Source organism: Enterobacter cloacae complex sp. AR_0002 (genome assembly GCF_001922365.1).
Taxonomy (GTDB): Bacteria; Pseudomonadota; Gammaproteobacteria; order Enterobacterales; family Enterobacteriaceae; genus Enterobacter; species Enterobacter hormaechei_C.
This window is the reverse complement of record NZ_CP018814.1, coordinates 3,662,786-3,683,094: the sequence shown is the minus strand read 5'-3', so window position 1 is coordinate 3,683,094 and position 20,309 is coordinate 3,662,786. Positions and strand designations below refer to the sequence as shown.

The window sequence follows — 20,309 nt, the reverse complement described above, 5'->3', positions numbered from 1 at the left end:
GGGACTGGAGCATGCAACTGAATTCCACCGAAATCAGCGAACTGATCAAGCAGCGCATTGCTCAGTTCAATGTTGTGAGTGAAGCTCACAACGAAGGTACTATTGTTTCTGTAAGTGACGGTGTTATCCGCATCCACGGCCTGGCCGATTGTATGCAGGGTGAGATGATTTCCCTGCCGGGTAACCGTTACGCTATCGCACTGAACCTGGAGCGCGACTCCGTAGGTGCCGTTGTGATGGGTCCATACGCTGACCTCGCCGAAGGCATGAAGGTTAAGTGTACTGGCCGTATTCTGGAAGTGCCGGTTGGCCGTGGCCTGCTGGGTCGTGTTGTTAACACCCTGGGTGCGCCAATCGACGGTAAAGGTCCGGTTGAGCACGATGGCTTCTCCCCAATCGAAGTTATCGCACCAGGCGTTATCGACCGTCAGTCAGTTGATCAGCCAGTACAGACGGGTTATAAGTCCGTTGATGCCATGATCCCAATCGGTCGTGGTCAGCGTGAACTGATCATCGGTGACCGTCAGACCGGTAAAACCGCGATGGCAATCGACGCCATCATCAACCAGCGTGACTCCGGCATCAAATGTGTGTACGTGGCTATCGGCCAGAAAGCGTCCACCATTTCCAACGTGGTTCGTAAACTGGAAGAGCACGGCGCACTGTCTAACACCATCGTTGTGGTAGCAACCGCGTCTGAATCTGCTGCACTGCAATACCTGGCACCATACGCCGGTTGCGCAATGGGCGAATACTTCCGTGACCGCGGTGAAGATGCGCTGATCGTATACGATGACCTGTCTAAACAGGCTGTTGCTTATCGTCAGGTTTCCCTGCTGCTCCGTCGTCCACCAGGACGTGAAGCATTCCCGGGCGACGTATTCTACCTCCACTCTCGTCTGCTGGAGCGTGCTTCCCGCGTTAACGCGGAATACGTCGAGAACTTCACCAAAGGTGAAGTGAAGGGTAAAACAGGTTCTCTGACCGCCCTGCCGATCATTGAAACCCAGGCGGGTGACGTTTCTGCGTTCGTTCCGACCAACGTAATCTCCATTACCGATGGTCAGATCTTCCTGGAAACCAACCTGTTTAACTCCGGTATTCGTCCGGCGGTTAACCCGGGTATCTCCGTATCCCGTGTGGGTGGTGCTGCTCAGACCAAGATCATCAAGAAACTGTCCGGTGGTATCCGTACCGCGCTGGCACAGTATCGTGAACTGGCTGCGTTCTCTCAGTTCGCATCCGATCTGGACGAAGCAACCCGTAAACAGCTGAGCCACGGTCAGAAAGTGACCGAGCTGCTGAAGCAGAAACAGTACGCGCCAATGTCTGTTGCTCAGCAGGGCCTGGTACTGTTCGCGGCTGAACGCGGTTACCTCGAAGATGTGGAACTGGCGAAAATCGGTAGCTTCGAAGCCGCTCTGCTGGCTTACGTCGACCGTGATCACGCTCCGCTGATGCAAGAGATCAACCAGACCGGTGGCTATAACGACGAAATCGAAGGCAAGCTGAAAGCTATCCTCGATTCCTTCAAAGCAACCCAATCCTGGTAATCGTCCGGCGGCTTGTCTCAGGACAAGCCGTCTGGCATTGAGGAGAAGCTCATGGCCGGCGCAAAAGAGATACGTAGTAAGATCGCAAGCGTCCAGAACACGCAAAAGATCACTAAAGCGATGGAGATGGTCGCCGCTTCCAAAATGCGTAAATCGCAGGATCGCATGGCGGCCAGCCGTCCTTATGCAGAGACCATGCGCAAAGTGATTGGTCACCTTGCAAACGGTAATCTGGAATATAAGCACCCTTACCTGGAAGAACGCGACGTTAAGCGCGTGGGCTACCTGGTGGTGTCGACTGACCGTGGTCTGTGTGGCGGCTTGAACATTAACCTGTTCAAAAAACTGCTGGCGGATATGAAAGGCTGGTCCGATAAAGGCGTTCAGTGCGATCTGGCACTGATTGGCTCTAAAGGCGTCTCTTTCTTTAACTCCGTTGGTGGCAACATTGTCGCTCAGGTGACCGGTATGGGTGATAACCCGTCCCTGTCCGAACTGATCGGCCCGGTTAAAGTGATGTTGCAGGCCTACGATGAAGGCCGTCTGGACAGACTGTACGTTGTCAGCAACAAATTTATTAACACCATGTCTCAGGTGCCTACGCTCACTCAGATGCTGCCGTTACCGGCATCAGAAGATGACGAGCTGAAACAGAAAGCCTGGGATTACCTGTATGAACCCGATCCGAAACCGCTGCTGGATACCCTGCTGCGTCGTTACGTTGAATCTCAGGTTTATCAGGGCGTTGTAGAAAACCTGGCCAGCGAGCAGGCCGCACGAATGGTGGCGATGAAAGCCGCGACCGATAATGGCGGCAGCCTGATTAAAGAGCTGCAGTTGGTTTACAACAAAGCTCGTCAGGCCAGCATTACTCAGGAACTCACCGAGATCGTCTCGGGGGCCGCCGCGGTTTAACCAGGTTTACGAATTACGTAGAGGATTCAAGATGGCTACTGGAAAGATTGTCCAGGTAATCGGCGCCGTGGTGGACGTCGAGTTCCCTCAGGACGCCGTACCACGCGTGTACGACGCGCTTGAGGTACAGAATGGTAACGAGAGCCTGGTGCTGGAAGTTCAGCAGCAGCTCGGCGGCGGTATCGTGCGTACCATCGCCATGGGTTCTTCCGACGGTCTGCGTCGTGGTCTGGAAGTAAAAGACCTTGAGCACCCGATCGAAGTCCCGGTAGGTAAAGCAACACTGGGTCGTATCATGAACGTATTGGGTCAACCAATCGACATGAAAGGCGACATCGGTGAAGAAGAGCGTTGGGCTATCCACCGCGCGGCACCTTCCTACGAAGAGCTGTCCAGCTCTCAGGAACTGCTGGAAACCGGCATCAAAGTTATCGACCTGATGTGTCCGTTCGCGAAGGGCGGTAAAGTCGGTCTGTTCGGTGGTGCGGGTGTAGGTAAAACCGTAAACATGATGGAGCTGATCCGTAACATCGCGATCGAGCACTCCGGTTACTCCGTGTTTGCGGGCGTAGGTGAACGTACTCGTGAGGGTAACGACTTCTACCATGAAATGACCGACTCCAACGTTCTGGATAAAGTTTCCCTGGTTTACGGCCAGATGAACGAGCCACCAGGAAACCGTCTGCGCGTTGCGCTGACTGGCCTGACGATGGCTGAGAAGTTCCGTGACGAAGGCCGTGACGTTCTGCTGTTCGTTGATAACATCTACCGTTACACCCTGGCCGGTACTGAAGTATCTGCACTGCTGGGTCGTATGCCTTCAGCGGTAGGTTATCAGCCTACGCTTGCGGAAGAGATGGGTGTTCTTCAGGAACGTATCACCTCTACCAAAACTGGTTCTATCACCTCCGTTCAGGCGGTATACGTACCTGCGGATGACTTGACTGACCCATCTCCAGCCACCACCTTTGCTCACTTAGATGCAACCGTGGTACTGAGCCGTCAGATCGCGTCTCTGGGTATCTACCCGGCCGTTGACCCGCTGGACTCCACCAGCCGTCAGCTGGATCCACTGGTTGTTGGCCAGGAGCACTACGACACCGCGCGTGGCGTACAGTCCCTGCTGCAACGTTATCAGGAACTGAAAGACATCATCGCCATCCTGGGTATGGATGAACTGTCTGAAGAAGACAAACTGGTGGTAGCACGTGCGCGTAAGATCCAGCGCTTCCTGTCCCAGCCGTTCTTCGTTGCGGAAGTATTCACCGGTTCTCCAGGTAAATACGTTTCCCTGAAAGACACCATCCGTGGCTTTAAAGGCATCATGGAAGGCGAATACGATCACCTGCCAGAGCAGGCGTTCTACATGGTTGGTTCCATCGAAGAAGCCGTGGAAAAAGCCAAAAAACTTTAACGCCTTAATCGGAGGGTGATATGGCAATGACTTACCACCTGGACGTCGTCAGCGCAGAGCAACAAATGTTCTCTGGTCTGGTCGAGAAAATCCAGGTAACGGGTAGTGAAGGTGAACTGGGTATTTTCCCGGGTCACGCACCGCTGCTCACCGCCATTAAGCCTGGTATGATCCGCATCGTTAAACAGTTCGGTCATGAAGAGTTTATCTATCTGTCCGGCGGCATTCTTGAAGTGCAGCCAGGCAGTGTGACCGTTCTGGCCGATACCGCTATTCGTGGCCAGGATCTCGACGAAGCGCGAGCCCTGGAATCGAAGCGTAAGGCTGAAGAGCACATTAACAGCTCTCATGGTGACGTGGATTACGCTCAGGCGTCTGCGGAGCTGGCCAAAGCGATCGCGAAACTGCGCGTTATCGAGTTGACCAAAAAAGCGATGTAACACCGGCTTGAAAAGCACAAAAGCCAGTCTGGATCCCAGGCTGGCTTTTTTTTTCGGCCTTAATTCATGATGAAAAAGATGTAGAATTTTAAGCATCAAACGTTTTTACTTCTCACACAAACTACCGTCAGGATGCGTATGTTAAACAGTGCGATGAGCGTGGTGATCCTTGCCGCAGGCAAAGGTACCCGCATGTATTCCGATCTGCCTAAGGTGCTCCACACGCTGGCAGGAAAGCCAATGGTTCAGCATGTTATTGATGCAGCGAATGAATTAGGCGCCAGCCAGGTGCATCTGGTTTATGGACATGGCGGCAATCTGCTGAAAAAAACGCTGCGTGACGACAATCTCAACTGGGTGCTTCAGGCAGAACAGCTGGGTACGGGTCATGCAATGCAGCAGGCTGCACCCTTCTTCGCTGATGATGAAGATATCCTGATGCTCTACGGCGACGTCCCGCTGATCTCCGTTGAAACCCTCACCCGCCTGCGTGAAGCCAAACCGCAGGGTGGCATCGGTTTGTTGACCGTCGTGCTGGACGATCCAACCGGCTATGGCCGCATTACGCGTGAAAACGGCAACGTGACGGGGATTGTTGAGCATAAAGATGCCACTGACGAACAGCGCCAGATTCAGGAGATCAACACCGGCATCCTGATTGCGAACGGTGCGGATATGAAGCGCTGGCTGTCCAGACTCAACAATAACAACGCGCAGGGTGAATACTACATCACCGACATCATTGCGATGGCTTACCAGGAAGGGCGTGAGATTGCTGCCGTTCATCCGGCGCGTATCAGCGAAACGGACGGGGTAAACAACCGTCTCCAGCTTTCCCGTCTTGAGCGTATTTACCAGTCCGAGCAGGCAGAAAAGCTGTTGCTCGCGGGCGTTATGCTGCGCGATCCGGCGCGTTTCGATCTGCGTGGCACGCTGACCCACGGGCGCGACGTTGAAATAGATACTAACGTTATCCTGGAAGGTAACGTCACGCTGGGCAACCGCGTCAAAATCGGCACCGGCTGTGTGATTAAAAACAGCGCGATCGGTGATGACTGCGAAATCAGCCCGTACAGCGTGGTGGAAGATGCCCATCTTGAGGCGGCCTGTACGATTGGCCCATTTGCGCGTCTGCGCCCGGGCGCTGAGCTGCTGGAAGGTGCTCACGTAGGTAACTTCGTGGAAATGAAAAAAGCGCGTCTGGGTAAGGGCTCTAAAGCGGGTCATCTGACCTATCTGGGCGATGCGGAAATTGGCGACAACGTAAACATTGGTGCAGGGACGATTACCTGTAACTATGACGGCGCCAATAAGTTTAAAACCATCATTGGTGATGACGTGTTTGTAGGCTCCGATACCCAGCTGGTGGCGCCTGTTACCGTGGGCAAAGGCGTGACCATTGCCGCCGGGACAACCGTTACGCGCGATGTGGCCGAGAACGAGCTAGTGTTAAGCCGCGTTCCGCAGGTCAGCAAGCAGGGCTGGAAACGCCCGGTGAAGCAGAAGTAACGGATTTATACCCCTCACCCTAACCCTCTCCCCACAGGGGAGAGGGGATTGTTCGGTGCGGTGTTTTTCTCCCTCGCCCCTTTGGGGTGAGGGCCGGGGTGAGGGGATAACATAATCCTCCCCCCACAAGCAGTACCCATAAAAATAACCCCACTCTCTACAAGGCTCGGGGCGCCCGGAAAGGGCAAATACAGGTCAGCGACAACGCATGGCATAACGCCATAATCAGGAAATATAACTATGTGTGGAATTGTTGGCGCAGTTGCGCAGCGTGATATTGCTGAAATCCTTCTCGAAGGTTTACGTCGTCTGGAATACCGTGGTTACGACTCAGCCGGGCTGGCTGTCGTTGATGCAGAAGGTCATATGACCCGTCTGCGCCGTCTCGGTAAAGTACAGATGCTGGCCCAGGCTGCGGAAGAACATCCGCTGCACGGTGGCACCGGTATTGCGCATACCCGCTGGGCGACCCACGGTGAGCCATCTGAAGGCAACGCACACCCGCATGTGTCTGAACACATCGTGGTCGTGCATAACGGCATTATCGAAAACCACGAACCGCTGCGTGAAGAACTGAAAGCGCGCGGCTATACCTTCGTCTCTGAAACCGACACCGAAGTGATTGCTCACCTGGTGCACTGGGAGCTGGCAAAGGGCGGTACACTGCGTGATGCGGTGCTGCGTGCTATTCCTCAGCTACGCGGTGCTTACGGTACGGTGATCATGGATTCCCGCGACCCGTCCACGCTGCTGGCCGCGCGTTCCGGTAGTCCGATGGTGATTGGTCTGGGCATGGGTGAAAACTTTATCGCTTCCGACCAGCTGGCGCTGCTGCCGGTTACCCGTCGCTTTATCTTCCTCGAAGAGGGAGACATTGCCGAGGTGACACGTCGCAGCGTGACCGTATTCGACACGAAAGGCGAGCAGGTTAAGCGTCAGGAGATCGAATCAAACCTGCAATACGACGCGGGCGACAAAGGCGCTTACCGTCACTACATGCAGAAAGAGATCTACGAACAGCCAAACGCCATTAAAAACACCCTGACTGGTCGCATCAGCCATGGTGAAGTGGATCTGAGCGAGCTGGGCGCCAATGCCAACGAACTGCTGAGCAAAGTCGAGCACATTCAGATCGTGGCCTGCGGTACCTCTTACAACTCCGGTATGGTCTCGCGCTACTGGTTTGAATCCCTGGCGGGTGTGCCGTGTGATGTGGAAATCGCCTCTGAGTTCCGCTATCGCAAATCTGCGGTGCGTCGTAACAGCCTGATGATCACCCTTTCTCAGTCTGGCGAAACGGCCGATACCCTGGCGGCGCTGCGTCTGTCTAAAGAACTGGGTTACCTCGGCTCGCTGGCCATTTGTAACGTGCCGGGCTCTTCGCTGGTACGTGAATCCGATCTGGCGCTGATGACCAAAGCGGGTACCGAAATCGGCGTGGCTTCCACCAAAGCGTTTACTACTCAGCTGACCGTTCTGCTGATGCTGGTGGCGAAACTGGCGCGTCTGAAAGGCCAAGATGCTTCCGTTGAACACGACATCGTGCATGGCCTTCAGGCGCTGCCGAGCCGTATTGAGCAGATGCTGTCTCAGGACAAACGCATTGAAGCTCTGGCGGAAGATTTCTCTGACAAACATCACGCCCTGTTCCTGGGCCGTGGCGATCAGTATCCGATTGCGCTGGAAGGCGCGCTGAAGCTGAAAGAGATCTCTTATATTCACGCTGAAGCCTATGCGGCAGGCGAGCTGAAGCATGGCCCGCTGGCGCTGATCGATGCGGATATGCCAGTTATCGTGGTGGCACCTAACAACGAACTGCTGGAAAAACTGAAATCTAACATCGAAGAAGTGCGCGCCCGTGGTGGTGTTCTGTACGTCTTTGCGGATAAAGATGCCGGTTTCGCCAGCAGCGACAACATGCACATCATCGAGATGCCGCATGTGGAAGAGGTGATTGCGCCGATCTTCTACACCGTACCGCTGCAACTGCTGGCTTATCACGTCGCGCTGATCAAAGGCACCGACGTAGACCAGCCACGTAACTTGGCTAAATCGGTTACCGTTGAGTAATCACTTCCTGTAAAAAGGCTGCCATTTGCGTGGCAGCCTTTTTATTTGTTGCTACTTCTTTACACGCCTCATTTTTACTTTCTTGTGTACCCTATGGCGTAAAATGTTTCATGTAAAACATGTGGTTACATTTTTTTCGCTCTCCGTTTTTTGGACTTGTGCTGTTGCAAAAACGATCAAATAATAATTGTTTATTATTAAGATATTAATATATTCCTAAAATAATCCTCCTGCCAGTAGATATCGCATTTATTGTTTGTGGCTGATATTTATAACATGATTGAATCTGATACATTTCATTCATCCTTCTTAAAATAAAATATTACAAGCTGGAAAACTTATTTGTCAGAGGCGTTTTTAGGATCGTAATATTACGCCGCTTCAATTTTAATCATTTTATTTGGTTAATAAATAAAATATCAGCGATATAAAATTAATAGGGGTTGTCATGAAACTAAATGCTATCGCCAGCGCAATAATCTTGTCTTCATCCATATTATCTGGTGCTGCTCTGGCATCTGATGGTACTGTACATTTCCGTGGTGAGATCATTGATAGCGCTTGTGAAATTACCACCGTTACGAAAGAACAAAACGTTGATTTAGGTAAAGTCAGTAAAACGGCATTCAACGGTGTAGGCAGCACCTCCGCACCAACGCAATTCACTATCAGCCTGGAGAAATGCCCGCCAACCTATACCAAGGCATCGGTTCGATTTGACGGTACTGAAGCTGGCAATGGCGATCTGGCGATAGGTAACCCGGAAAAAACAGGCACGCCAGGCGACTTTACGGGTACAGGCGACGCGGTCACTGCAACGGGCGTAGCGATTCGTATCTATAACCGCGCAGACAACTCTCAGGTTGAGTTATACAAAGATTCTGCCACAACTGATATTGTGGATACTAAGGCCGATTTAAAATTCATTGCACGTTATATTGCAACCTCTACGACCGTAACGCCAGGTACAGCTAACGCTGACTCTCAGTTCACCGTTGAATATGTGAAATAATTACATTTATTAGTTAAAAGACGCCCTTATTCGCGTTGCTAATAATAAACATTTTAAGGGCGTCAACTAATGAGAGGCTGTATGGTTGCTTTTACACGTTTATTTAAAACATTCATGGCTGCGACAATGTGTCTCAGCTCGTCAATAGCCTGTGCAGGCATCATTGTCGGCGGCACGCGCGTCATTTTTTTGGCTGATAGTCCTGATGCCACTATATCGATTTACAACAAAGAGAGCGATCTGCCGTACCTGATACAAACCTGGGTCGACCCCTTTGACAAAGAAGATAAACATAAACCGCCTTTTACCGTCATACCACCCGTTTCCAGGCTTGAGCCAATGCAAGAAAAGGTCTTACGCGTACTTAAAATGGCCGGGACGTTGCCCACCGATCGCGAATCCGTTTTTTGGCTGAACATAAAAAATATTCCGCCATCCAGCAGTAAAAAAGAGACCAGCTCGCTGGAAATTGCGATTAAGACACGTATCAAACTGTTCTGGCGACCGGCGGCTATTACGTTAATCCCTGAGAAGGCGGTAGCGAACGTCGCATGGTCAAAACAAGGTCGGCAACTTATTGTTCAGAATAATAATCCTATCCATATCAATATCATGGATGTATCAGTTGATGGTAAAGACATACCAGTCAATATGATCAAACCCTTTGAAAAACTCTCGCTGACATTACCACCAGGAAGTGCAGGCCATACGCTTGTTTGGCGTTTTATTAATGATTACGGCGCCGTCAGCAACCCAGTAAAACAGGTGCTTTAATATTCTGATAGGGATGTCTTAATGATTGGCTTACGTCACTGCATTGCCATGATATCGGGGTTATGTCTGAGCATTCCTGTTCAGTCATTAGCACAGGACAGCCTGTTTAACCCGAAACTTCTGGAAATCGATCATCCGGTCGATGTCGATATTCGTCAATTTAACCGTTCCAACGCGCTTCCCCCTGGCAGCTATAAAGTTGATGTATTCATTAACGGCAAATTTTTTGAACGTAAGGAAGTGACGTTTGTGCAGGATGCTCCCGAGGACGAACTCCATCCTTGCTACGTCGCTATCAATGATGTCCTTATATCTTACGGCGTAAAGGTTGAGGCGTTGAAAACGCTGCGTGGAGTGGATAGCACCGCCTGCGTCAACCCCGCTCCGTTGGTGGAGGGATCACGCTGGCTATTCGACGGCAACAAGCTGGTGTTGAACATCTCCATTCCACAAATTTATCTTGATTCAGCGGCGTATGATTATATTAGTCCCTCGCGATGGGATGAAGGCATTAACGCCTTGATGACCAACTATGACTTTTCCGGTTCGCATACTCTTCGATCAAATTATGATTCTGAGGAGGATGACAGCTACTACCTGAATTTGCGCAATGGTCTTAATCTCGGGTCCTGGCGGCTTCGCAACTACAGCACAGTGGATTCGACAGCAGGCAGCGCTGAGTACCACTCCATCAGCAGCTATGTGCAGCGAGATATCGCCGCGCTACGCAGCCAGATCATGGTTGGCGATACCTGGACCGCAAGCGACATCTTTGACAGTACGCAGATCCGCGGCGTCAGACTCTATACCGATGACGACATGCTACCGTCCAGTCAGAATGGCTTTGCGCCGATAGTGCGCGGTATCGCAAAAAGCAACGCGACCGTGACGATCCGCCAGAATAACTATGTGATCTATCAGTCGGCGGTACCGCAGGGCGCGTTTGAAATCACCGATCTGAATACCACCAGCGGTGGCGGCGATCTGGACGTAACAATCAAAGAGGAAGACGGCAGCGAGCAGCGTTTTACACAGCCTTACGCTTCTCTGGCAATACTGAAACGCGAAGGACAGACCGACGTTGATGTCAGCGTCGGTGAAATGCGCGCTGAGAGCGGCTTTACACCCGATGTGTTACAGGCGCAGGTATTACACGGGATGCCGTGGGGATTAACGCTCTACGGTGGAACGCAGGTTGCGCAAGATTATGCCTCCGCAGCTATAGGGATGGGGAAGGATATGGGTGCGCTGGGTGCGATGTCGCTAGATATAACCCAGGCTCGCTCGTCTTTTGACAATGGCGACGAGGAAAAAGGGCAATCATACCGTTTCCTCTATTCCAAACGATTTGATGATACAGATACCAATTTTCGTCTCGTAGGATACCGGTACTCTACAGAAGGCTTTTATTCACTAACCGAGTGGGCATCTCGCCAGAATGATGTTTCTGATTTCTGGAACATGGGAAACCGGCGTAGTCGCCTGGAAGGTACCTGGACCCAATCGTTGGGGCCCGATCGGGGAAATTTCTACCTGACGCTGAGCCGTCAGCAGTACTGGCACACCGATGAGGTCGAGCGTCTGCTTCAGCTTGGTTACAGCAATAACTGGCGGCAGATATCATGGAACCTGACATGGAATTATACCGACTCGATCAACCGCTATTCCAGCGGCAGCCACAGCGACGACTACACCGATAGCGAACATATTTTTATGTTCACGGTTTCTTTGCCGCTCTCTGGCTGGTTGGAAGGGAGTTACGTTAACTACTCCATGACCCAGAATAATCATAACGACAGTAGCATGCAGGCCGGGATCGGCGGCACTCTGTTGGAAGGCCACAATCTGGCGTATAGCGTGCAGGAGTCCTGGACGAATACATCGAATAATACCCATAGCAGCAATGCCAGCCTGAACTACGACGGCACCTACGGATCGGTAAATGGCAGCTACGCCTATAGCCAGGATTCGCAGCGTATAAACTACGGGGCGCGTGGCGGTATTCTGATTCACCGCGACGGCGTGACCTTTTCCCAGGAGTTGGGTGAAACGGTGGCGCTAGTGGAAGCGCCAGGAGCGGGCGGCCTGTCGGTTGAAAACACGACCGGGGTAGCGACGGACTGGCGTGGATACACCGTCAAAACGCAGCTTAATCCTTACGAAGAAAACCGTATAGCGATTAACAGCAACTATTTTTCACGTGCTAACGTCGAACTGGATAATACCGTTGTTAATCTTGTACCTACCCGCGGCGCGGTAGTGAAAGCAGCGTTTAAAACTCGCATCGGCTATCGCGTTTTATTCAGCGTCATTATGGCTAACGGCAAACCTGCGCCGTTTGGCGCAATGGCGACGGCCGATCTGGATACGGGAACGGTAACCGGGATTGTGGGGGATAACGGCGAGCTTTATCTTTCAGGAATGCCCTTAGTTGGCCGTTTTAATATTACTGGTCAATCCATCTGCCAGGTTGAGTATCATCTCGAAGCGCCAAAGGACAATGGGCTGTTACAACTGCCGGTAACATGCGCTAATAACGGAGTATCAAATTGAATATCGTTAAATTAATCATCGTGCTGTGCATCTGCGCAGTGTGCCAGCACGCATGGTCTGCGGATACATATTGCGAAGCTAAAGGCGGTACACACCACAGCATACTTAATGAGATGGTCACTCCCTCCTTCCCAGTACTATGCTGAGGACAGGCTTTCATTCGGAGAACCATCATGGAAAACATTGCGCTTATTGGTATCGATCTGGGTAAGAACTCTTTCCATATTCATTGTCAGGATCATCGTGGGAAGGCCGTTTACCGTAAAAAATTCACCCGACCAAAGCTAATCGAATTTCTGGCGACATGCCCGGCAACAACCATCGCGATGGAAGCCTGTGGCGGTTCTCACTTTATGGCACGCAAGCTGGCAGAGTTAGGGCATTTTCCAAAGCTGATATCACCGCAATTTGTCCGCCCATTCGTTAAAAGCAACAAAAATGACTTCGTTGATGCTGAAGCTATCTGTGAAGCAGCATCACGTCCATCTATGCGTTTCGTGCAGCCCAGAACCGAATCTCAGCAGGCAATGCGAGCTCTGCATCGTGTCCGTGAATCCCTGGTTCAGGATAAGGTGAAAACAACTAATCAGATGCATGCTTTTCTGCTGGAATTTGGTATCAGCGTTCCGCGAGGTGCTGCCGTTATTAGTCGACTGAGTACCCTTCTTGAGGACAGTAGTTTGCCTCTTTATCTCAGCCAGTTACTGCTGAAATTACAACAGCATTATCACTATCTTGTTGAGCAGATTAAAGATCTGGAATCTCAGTTGAAACGAAAGTTGGACGAAGATGAGGTTGGACAGCGCTTGCTGAGTATTCCCTGCGTTGGAACGCTGACTGCCAGTACTATTTCAACTGAGATTGGCGACGGGAAGCAGTACGCCAGCAGCCGTGACTTTGCGGCGGCAACAGGGCTGGTACCCCGACAGTACAGCACGGGAGGTCGGACGACATTGTTAGGGATTAGCAAGCGGGGCAACAAAAAGATCCGAACTTTGTTGGTTCAGTGTGCCAGGGTATTCATACAAAAACTGGAACACCAGTCTGGCAAGTTGGCCGACTGGGTCAGGGAGTTGTTGTGTCGGAAAAGCAACTTTGTCGTCACCTGTGCTCTGGCAAACAAGCTGGCCAGAATAGCCTGGGCACTGACGGCGCGACAGCAAACTTACGAAGCATAAAGGCAGAAATACACCAGTTTAAACAATCATTCATCTGGTTTTGCGAATACTGATATTGATGATACTAACGGCCCACCGGCCTGTTGAGGAACCTGTAAAACGGAAAGGCTCATTGAAGCCGTATATTTTCTGGAGGTTCATCAGGCGCGGAACTCATCGAGGCGCGGGAATAAAATCCCATTCAGACGCCGGATAGATTCAAGCAAGCCAACTTGTCGTCAAAATCGGTGTTGCAAAAACGGGAGTGACCATAGATTCGTTTTCCGGCACTACGCTCAGCGCCTCACAGAATAAAGCTGGCCAGACAATTAGCAAACAAGTAGATAACGGTGGTCAGTATGAAGGGGTATGCCACTGTAATCGCGATTATAACTATGTTTACTTTACAGCCAAAGATAACCCCGCCTTGCAGAAAAGCGTCAGCCGAAATAAAGTGCAATACTATGTATTAGATGAGTATTTAGATGTTGGATTGTCGATCATGATCATGGGGCGCGGTTATATCAACGTTCCCTTTGAGGACCGGCCTAACAACCCCAGTGGTTATTACAACTGCGTTAATTCCCTTAATACGACCACCTTTACAAGCGGTTCCGACGCAACCATTTATTTTTATGTCAAAGAACCGTTTATCGGCACCGTTACTATTCCGTTGACGTTACTCGCTTCGCTGTATGCTAATACTTCTAGTGTATTAGCCACCGACTATGGCAATAAACTGGCTGATGTTTTTATTCAAGGGGATATTACCGCGCCGCAGGAGTGTGAAGTTAACGGCGGTCAAATCATTGAAGTGGATTTTGGTAAAATCTCTGCGTCTTCATTTTCATCTGTAGCGGGCACTGGCCTTTCCGATAAGAAAATACCCATCAAGGCGTCGGTAAGATGCACTGGGATGAGCTCAGGGCAAGATGTTGAAGTTTCACTCCATGCCACCCAGGCAGGCGCGTTTTCAACCATGATTGAGACAACAAACCAGGATGTGGGTATTAAGGTCTACGACGAGTTTAATCAAGAAGTGGATGTTAACGGCGGACGCATGGAAACGGACATGGGAACCCGTTCTCGACTGGGTGTGGAGACGGGTGAGTTTAATTTTTCTGCTGCGCCGGCGAGCGCGACGGGAGCCAGGCCTGAGCCAGGAACGTTTACCGCGACTGCCACCATTACGATGGAAATTAAAAACTGATTCGTCAACGGCTGTTTATGACAGCCGTTGTCATATTGCGCATTTTGAACCAGACTAAACATGCTTATTGTGACAATTTTATGGCAGGGAGTTGAATATATAATTATCATTTTCAATGACTTATATCCAACGCCTTGATTGTCATAAAACTGTCATATTTCGTACATTTATCTGTCACCTGTTTGTCCTATTTTGCTCATCGTAGCCACTTAAACAATGATTTACGAAATCCTTGCAGGAGACATTATGAAAGTTATGCGTACCACTGTCGCAACTGTTGTCGCCGCGACCTTATCGATGAGCGCTTTCTCTGCCTTCGCAGCAGCAAGCCTGACTGGCGCTGGTGCAACCTTCCCTGCGCCGGTGTATGCCAAATGGGCGGATACCTACCAGAAAGAGACCGGTAACAAGGTCAACTATCAGGGTATCGGCTCCTCCGGTGGCGTAAAACAAATTACCGCGAATACCGTTGATTTCGGCGCATCCGACGCTCCGCTGTCTGATGAGAAACTGAATCAGGAAGGCCTGTTCCAGTTCCCGACCGTGATTGGCGGCGTTGTGCTGGCTGTTAACATCCCTGGCCTGAAATCAGGCGAGCTGGTGCTGGACGGCAAAACCCTGGGTGACATCTACCTGGGCAAAATCAAAAAATGGGATGACGAAGCCATCACTAAGCTGAACCCGGGCGTTAAGCTGCCTTCGCAGAATATCGCGGTGGTTCGTCGTGCTGACGGCTCTGGCACCTCTTTCGTGTTCACCAGCTACCTGGCGAAAGTGAACGAAGAGTGGAAATCTAAAGTCGGTTCCGGCTCTACCGTTAACTGGCCAACCGGTCTGGGCGGTAAAGGCAACGACGGTATCGCAGCCTTCGTACAGCGTCTGCCTGGCTCTATCGGCTACGTAGAGTACGCCTACGCTAAGCAGAACAATCTGGCCTACACCAAACTGGTTTCTGCCGACGGCAAACCGGTTAGCCCGACCGAAGAGAACTTCGCCAACGCCGCCAAAGGCGCTGACTGGAGCAAATCCTTCGCTCAGGACCTGACTAACCAGAAAGGTGAAGACGCGTGGCCAATCACCTCTACCACCTTCATTCTGGTTCACAAAGAGCAGAAGAAACCAGAGCAGGGCGCAGAAGTGCTGAAGTTCTTCGACTGGGCATACAAAAACGGCGGCAAACAGGCTAATGACCTGGATTACGCCAGCCTGCCAGACAGCGTGGTTGAGCAGATTCGTGCTGCATGGAAAACCAACGTGAAAGACAGCAGCGGTAAAGCGCTGTACTAACAGGATATTTTTAACGAAGATGGCGGGTGGCGCGCAGCGATCCCGCCCTACGGTTTACTCTGTAGGCCCGGTAAGCGTCAGCGCCACCGGGCATATTCGTAAGACGTCTCATAAAGAAGAGTAATTTATGGCTGCAACCAAGCCTGCATTTAACCCTCCGGGTAAAAAAGGTGACATGATTTTCAGCGCGCTGGTGAAACTGGCTGCGCTGATTGTGCTATTGCTGCTGGGCGGCATTATCGTGTCCCTGATTTTCTCCTCCTGGCCGAGCATTCAAAAATTTGGTTTCGCCTTCCTGTGGACCAAAGAGTGGGATGCGCCGAACGATATTTACGGTGCGCTGGTGCCGATTTACGGCACGCTGGTGACCTCTTTTATCGCCCTGCTAATTGCGGTTCCGGTGAGCTTCGGTATTGCCTTGTTCCTGACGGAACTGGCGCCAGGCTGGCTGCGGCGTCCGCTGGGTATCGCCATTGAACTGCTGGCGGCCATCCCAAGTATCGTTTACGGCATGTGGGGCCTGTTTATTTTTGCTCCGCTGTTTGCAACGTACTTCCAGGAGCCGGTCGGTAACGTGCTTTCTGCCGTTCCGTTTGTGGGGGCGCTGTTCTCCGGCCCGGCATTCGGTATCGGCATTCTGGCGGCGGGTGTGATCCTCGCCATCATGATTATTCCGTACATTGCGGCGGTCATGCGCGATGTCTTCGAACAAACCCCGGTGATGATGAAAGAGTCCGCCTACGGCATCGGCTGCACCACCTGGGAAGTTATCTGGCGCATCGTCCTTCCGTTCACCAAAAATGGGGTGATTGGCGGCATTATGCTGGGCTTAGGTCGCGCGCTCGGTGAAACCATGGCGGTCACCTTTATCATCGGCAACACCTACCAGCTCGACAGCGCTTCGCTCTATATGCCGGGGAACAGTATTACTTCTGCGCTGGCGAACGAATTTGCCGAAGCGGAATCCGGGCTGCACGTCGCGGCGCTGATGGAACTGGGCCTGATCCTGTTTGTTATCACCTTTATTGTGCTGGCTATCTCCAAGCTGATGATTATGCGTCTGGCTAAAAACGAGGGGGCACGCTAATGGCAACTCTCGATATGCAAAATACCGCTCAGCTTGCGGAATCCCGTCGCAAAATGCAGTCAAAGCGCCGGATTAAAAACCGCATTGCGCTGACGCTTTCCATGGCCACGATGGCGTTCGGCCTGTTCTGGCTGATCTGGATCCTGATGTCAACCATCACCCGCGGCATCGATGGAATGTCCCTGGCGCTGTTCACGGAAATGACGCCGCCGCCGAACACGGCGGGCGGTGGTCTGGCAAACGCCCTGGCGGGTAGCGGCCTGCTGATCCTGTGGGCGACCGTTTTCGGTACACCGTTGGGCATCATGGCGGGTATCTATCTGGCGGAGTATGGGCGCAAGTCCTGGATCGCTGAAGTCATCCGCTTTATTAACGACATTCTGCTTTCTGCCCCGTCGATTGTCGTGGGTCTGTTTGTTTACACCATCGTGGTGGCGCAAATGGAACACTTCTCCGGCTGGGCGGGTGTGATTGCGCTGGCGCTGTTGCAGGTGCCTATCGTTATTCGTACTACTGAAAACATGCTGAAACTGGTGCCGGACAGCCTGCGTGAAGCGGCTTACGCGCTGGGCACGCCGAAATGGAAAATGATTTCGGCGATCACCCTGAAAGCGTCCGTCTCGGGGATCATGACCGGTATCCTGCTGGCTATCGCCCGTATCGCCGGTGAAACCGCACCGCTGCTGTTTACCGCCCTCTCCAACCAGTTCTGGAGCACGGACATGATGCAGCCGATCGCCAACCTGCCGGTGACGATCTTTAAATTTGCGATGAGCCCATTCGCGGAATGGCAGCAGCTGGCCTGGGCCGGGGTGCTGATCATCACCCTTTGCGTACTGTTGCTGAACATTCTGGCGCGCGTCATTTTCGCGAAGAAGAAACACGGTTAAATTTTTACGGCGCGGCAGCTCGCGGCGCCGAATGAGGAAATGAGTCAATGAGTATGGTTGATACTGCCCCGGGTAAGATTCAGGTTCGTGATTTGAACTTCTACTACGGCAAATTCCATGCCCTGAAGAATATCAATCTGGATATCGCGAAGAACCAGGTAACGGCATTCATCGGTCCGTCCGGCTGTGGTAAATCCACGCTGCTGCGCACCTTTAACAAAATGTATTCGCTCTATCCGGAGCAGCGCGCAGAAGGTGAAATTCTGCTGGACGGTGACAACATCCTGACCAATACCCAGGATATCGCCCTGCTGCGTGCGAAAGTGGGGATGGTATTCCAGAAACCCACGCCGTTCCCGATGTCGATCTATGACAACATCGCCTTTGGTGTGCGTCTGTTTGAGAAGCTCTCCCGTGCGGATATGGACGAGCGCGTGCAGTGGGCATTGACCAAGGCCGCATTATGGAACGAAACCAAAGATAAACTTCACCAGAGTGGGTACTCTCTCTCCGGTGGTCAGCAGCAGCGTCTGTGCATTGCGCGCGGTATCGCCATTCGCCCGGAAGTCTTGCTGCTGGATGAGCCGTGCTCAGCCCTGGACCCGATCTCAACCGGGCGTATCGAAGAGCTGATCACCGAGCTGAAGCAGGATTACACCGTGGTGATCGTGACCCACAACATGCAGCAGGCTGCACGTTGTTCTGACCACACGGCGTTTATGTACCTGGGCGAGTTGATTGAGTTCAGCGATACGGATGCGCTGTTCACCCGTCCGGCGAAGAAACAAACCGAAGATTATATTACTGGCCGCTACGGTTGATTTGCCTTAGTGCATGTGGAGAAACCATGGACAACCTCAATCTTAATAAACACATTTCCGGCCAGTTTAACGCAGAGCTGGAAAGCATTCGCACCCAGGTGATGACCATGGGCGGCATGGTCGAGCAGCAGCTTTCTGATGCGATCACGGCGATGCACAACCAGGACAGCGAGCTGGCGAAGCGCGTTATTGAAGGCGACCACAACGTCAATATGATGGAAGTCGCCATCGACGAAGCCTGCGTGCGCATCATTGCGAAGCGTCAGCCGACGGCGAGCGACCTGCGTCTGGTGATGGCGATCATCAAAACCATCGCCGAGCTGGAGCGTATCGGTGACGTGGCGGATAAAATCTGCCGCACCGCGCTGGAGAAATTCTCCCAGCAGCACCAGCCGCTGCTGGTGAGTCTGGAGTCTCTCGGTCGCCACACCGTGCAGATGCTGCACGACGTGCTGGACGCTTTCGCGCGCATGGATCTGGACGAAGCGGTCCGTATCTACCGTGAAGACAAGAAAGTTGACCAGGAATACGAAGGCATAGTGCGTCAGCTGATGACCTACATGATGGAAGATTCCCGTACCATTCCAAGCGTACTCACCGCGCTGTTCTGCGCGCGCTCAATCGAGCGTATCGGTGACCGCTGCCAGAACATTTGCGAATACATCTTCTACTTCGTGAAGGGGCAGGATTTCCGACACGTGGGCGGCGACGAGCTGGACAAGCTGCTGGCGGGTAAAGATCCGAAAGAGTGATTTTTACCCTCACCCTAACCCTCTCCCACAGGGAGAGGGGACCATTCGGTTTTCTCCCTCTCCCTGTGGGAGAGAGCCGGGGTGAGGGGAAAACTCAGCGAGTAATATCCCACCCGCGCGCCTTCCACAACGCTGGCAGTTGCGCCAGATCGGTAAAGGTCGTCACTTTTGGATGATCGATCGGCTTGTTGTGCGGATCGGCGCAGAAGTAAAACACCTCCATCCCCGCATCAATCCCCGACTGCGCGCCCGCAGACGAGTCATCCACCAGGATGCAGTTCTCCACGTTGACGTTCATCGCCTTCGCCGCGTGGAACATCAATGCCGGATCCGGCTTCCAGCGCTGGATATCGTAGCCACTGAACAGTTTTTCCGGGAAGTGGTGCAACATGTTCAGCTTGCCGAGCGAGTGCTGCATTTTGCTGACCGGGCCGTTAGAGACCACGCAGATCGGCACCGTCATCGCATCCAGCAGCGTGTTAGCGCCAGCGATAACTTCCAGCTCGGCGTCGAAGAGGCGTGCGACCTCGGCGCGGTACACCGGTTCCAGATCCGCTTTCGCCAGATCCACCCCGTGCTCTTCGTTAATGATGTCGATGATCTCGTACAGCTTCACGCCCTTAAAGCGTTTAAACACCTCTTCGAGATCGAGCGTAATACCAAATTCCTGGAACATGGCGACATACGCGCGGGAACAAATGACCTCACTGTCGACCAGCGTACCGTCACAGTCGAAAAATACCGCTTCAATTCCGGACATGCCTTTCCCTTTTAACAAGTTTAACGTTTTCGTACGGCAGTTCACCGGGACGCAATCGTTGCCGTATAAGCAAAATCAATGAAAAAAGTATCCCGTAACCGCCAC

17 protein-coding genes are annotated in these 20,309 nt (G+C 52.2%); 16 read left to right on the top strand and 1 reads right to left on the bottom strand.

Annotated features, from left to right (window positions below; translation table 11 throughout):
- The first annotated feature begins 11 nt into the window (after positions 1 to 11).
- The 16 genes from atpA (at position 12) to phoU (ending at position 19,444) form a co-directional block, all read left to right on the top strand.
- Entirely contained in the window at positions 12 to 1,553 is a 1,542-nt protein-coding gene (gene atpA, locus AM329_RS18245; RefSeq protein WP_003862367.1) for a F0F1 ATP synthase subunit alpha, read from the top strand.
- A 51-nt stretch (positions 1,554 to 1,604) separates the two neighbouring features.
- Positions 1,605 to 2,468, top strand: a complete 864-nt coding sequence (gene atpG, locus AM329_RS18240) for a F0F1 ATP synthase subunit gamma (protein ID WP_003862364.1) — start codon at positions 1,605 to 1,607, stop codon at positions 2,466 to 2,468.
- Positions 2,469 to 2,499: 31 nt separating this feature from the next.
- Positions 2,500 to 3,882 carry a F0F1 ATP synthase subunit beta gene (gene atpD, locus AM329_RS18235; RefSeq protein ID WP_003862362.1) on the top strand — a complete coding sequence of 461 codons (1,383 nt, stop codon included), beginning with the start codon at positions 2,500 to 2,502 and terminating at the stop codon, positions 3,880 to 3,882.
- A gap of 20 nt (positions 3,883 to 3,902) precedes the next feature.
- The gene (locus tag AM329_RS18230; RefSeq protein ID WP_003862360.1) at positions 3,903 to 4,322 is read left to right on the top strand and encodes a F0F1 ATP synthase subunit epsilon; all 420 of its coding nucleotides are present in this window, start codon (positions 3,903 to 3,905) and stop codon (positions 4,320 to 4,322) included.
- Positions 4,323 to 4,460: 138 nt separating this feature from the next.
- Entirely contained in the window at positions 4,461 to 5,831 is a 1,371-nt protein-coding gene (glmU, locus tag AM329_RS18225; protein ID WP_022652099.1) for a bifunctional UDP-N-acetylglucosamine diphosphorylase/glucosamine-1-phosphate N-acetyltransferase GlmU, read from the top strand.
- Positions 5,832 to 6,071: 240 nt separating this feature from the next.
- Positions 6,072 to 7,901: a glutamine--fructose-6-phosphate transaminase (isomerizing) gene (gene glmS / locus AM329_RS18220; RefSeq protein ID WP_023323908.1), complete on the top strand. Its 1,830-nt coding sequence runs from the start codon at positions 6,072 to 6,074 to the stop codon at positions 7,899 to 7,901.
- A gap of 448 nt (positions 7,902 to 8,349) precedes the next feature.
- On the top strand, positions 8,350 to 8,913 hold the full coding sequence (locus AM329_RS18215) for a chaperone-usher fimbrial major subunit (protein ID WP_023315071.1): 564 nt from the start codon (positions 8,350 to 8,352) through the stop codon (positions 8,911 to 8,913).
- An 81-nt stretch (positions 8,914 to 8,994) separates the two neighbouring features.
- Complete coding sequence (locus tag AM329_RS18210) at positions 8,995 to 9,687, top strand: fimbrial chaperone (protein WP_044596304.1); 693 nt, start codon at positions 8,995 to 8,997, stop codon at positions 9,685 to 9,687.
- Between the two features lie 21 nt (positions 9,688 to 9,708).
- Positions 9,709 to 12,240, top strand: coding sequence for a fimbria/pilus outer membrane usher protein (locus AM329_RS18205; protein ID WP_032608135.1), 2,532 nt, complete (start codon positions 9,709 to 9,711; stop codon positions 12,238 to 12,240).
- A 173-nt stretch (positions 12,241 to 12,413) separates the two neighbouring features.
- Positions 12,414 to 13,418 (top strand): IS110-like element IS5075 family transposase, encoded by a 1,005-nt coding sequence (locus tag AM329_RS18200; RefSeq protein ID WP_000427614.1) that lies wholly within the window; start codon positions 12,414 to 12,416, stop codon positions 13,416 to 13,418.
- Between the two features lie 244 nt (positions 13,419 to 13,662).
- Complete coding sequence (locus AM329_RS18190) at positions 13,663 to 14,607, top strand: fimbrial protein (protein ID WP_048859489.1); 945 nt, start codon at positions 13,663 to 13,665, stop codon at positions 14,605 to 14,607.
- 246 nt (positions 14,608 to 14,853) lie between these two features.
- Positions 14,854 to 15,894, top strand: a complete 1,041-nt coding sequence (gene pstS / locus AM329_RS18185) for a phosphate ABC transporter substrate-binding protein PstS (RefSeq protein WP_022652104.1) — start codon at positions 14,854 to 14,856, stop codon at positions 15,892 to 15,894.
- 127 nt (positions 15,895 to 16,021) lie between these two features.
- Positions 16,022 to 16,981 (top strand): phosphate ABC transporter permease PstC, encoded by a 960-nt coding sequence (gene pstC, locus AM329_RS18180; RefSeq protein ID WP_003861158.1) that lies wholly within the window; start codon positions 16,022 to 16,024, stop codon positions 16,979 to 16,981.
- The gene (gene pstA, locus AM329_RS18175) at positions 16,981 to 17,871 is read left to right on the top strand and encodes a phosphate ABC transporter permease PstA (protein WP_003861156.1); all 891 of its coding nucleotides are present in this window, start codon (positions 16,981 to 16,983) and stop codon (positions 17,869 to 17,871) included. The genes pstC and pstA overlap by 1 nt, the downstream gene beginning before the upstream one ends.
- A 47-nt stretch (positions 17,872 to 17,918) precedes the next feature.
- Positions 17,919 to 18,692 carry a phosphate ABC transporter ATP-binding protein PstB gene (gene pstB, locus AM329_RS18170; RefSeq protein ID WP_003861154.1) on the top strand — a complete coding sequence of 258 codons (774 nt, stop codon included), beginning with the start codon at positions 17,919 to 17,921 and terminating at the stop codon, positions 18,690 to 18,692.
- Between the two features lie 26 nt (positions 18,693 to 18,718).
- Positions 18,719 to 19,444 carry a phosphate signaling complex protein PhoU gene (gene phoU / locus AM329_RS18165; RefSeq protein ID WP_003861153.1) on the top strand — a complete coding sequence of 242 codons (726 nt, stop codon included), beginning with the start codon at positions 18,719 to 18,721 and terminating at the stop codon, positions 19,442 to 19,444.
- A 94-nt stretch (positions 19,445 to 19,538) separates the two neighbouring features.
- On the opposite strand, the gene yieH is transcribed toward phoU, so the two are convergent.
- On the bottom strand, positions 19,539 to 20,204 hold the full coding sequence (gene yieH / locus AM329_RS18160) for a 6-phosphogluconate phosphatase (protein ID WP_003861151.1): 666 nt from the start codon (positions 20,202 to 20,204) through the stop codon (positions 19,539 to 19,541).
- Positions 20,205 to 20,309: the final 105 nt, after the last annotated feature.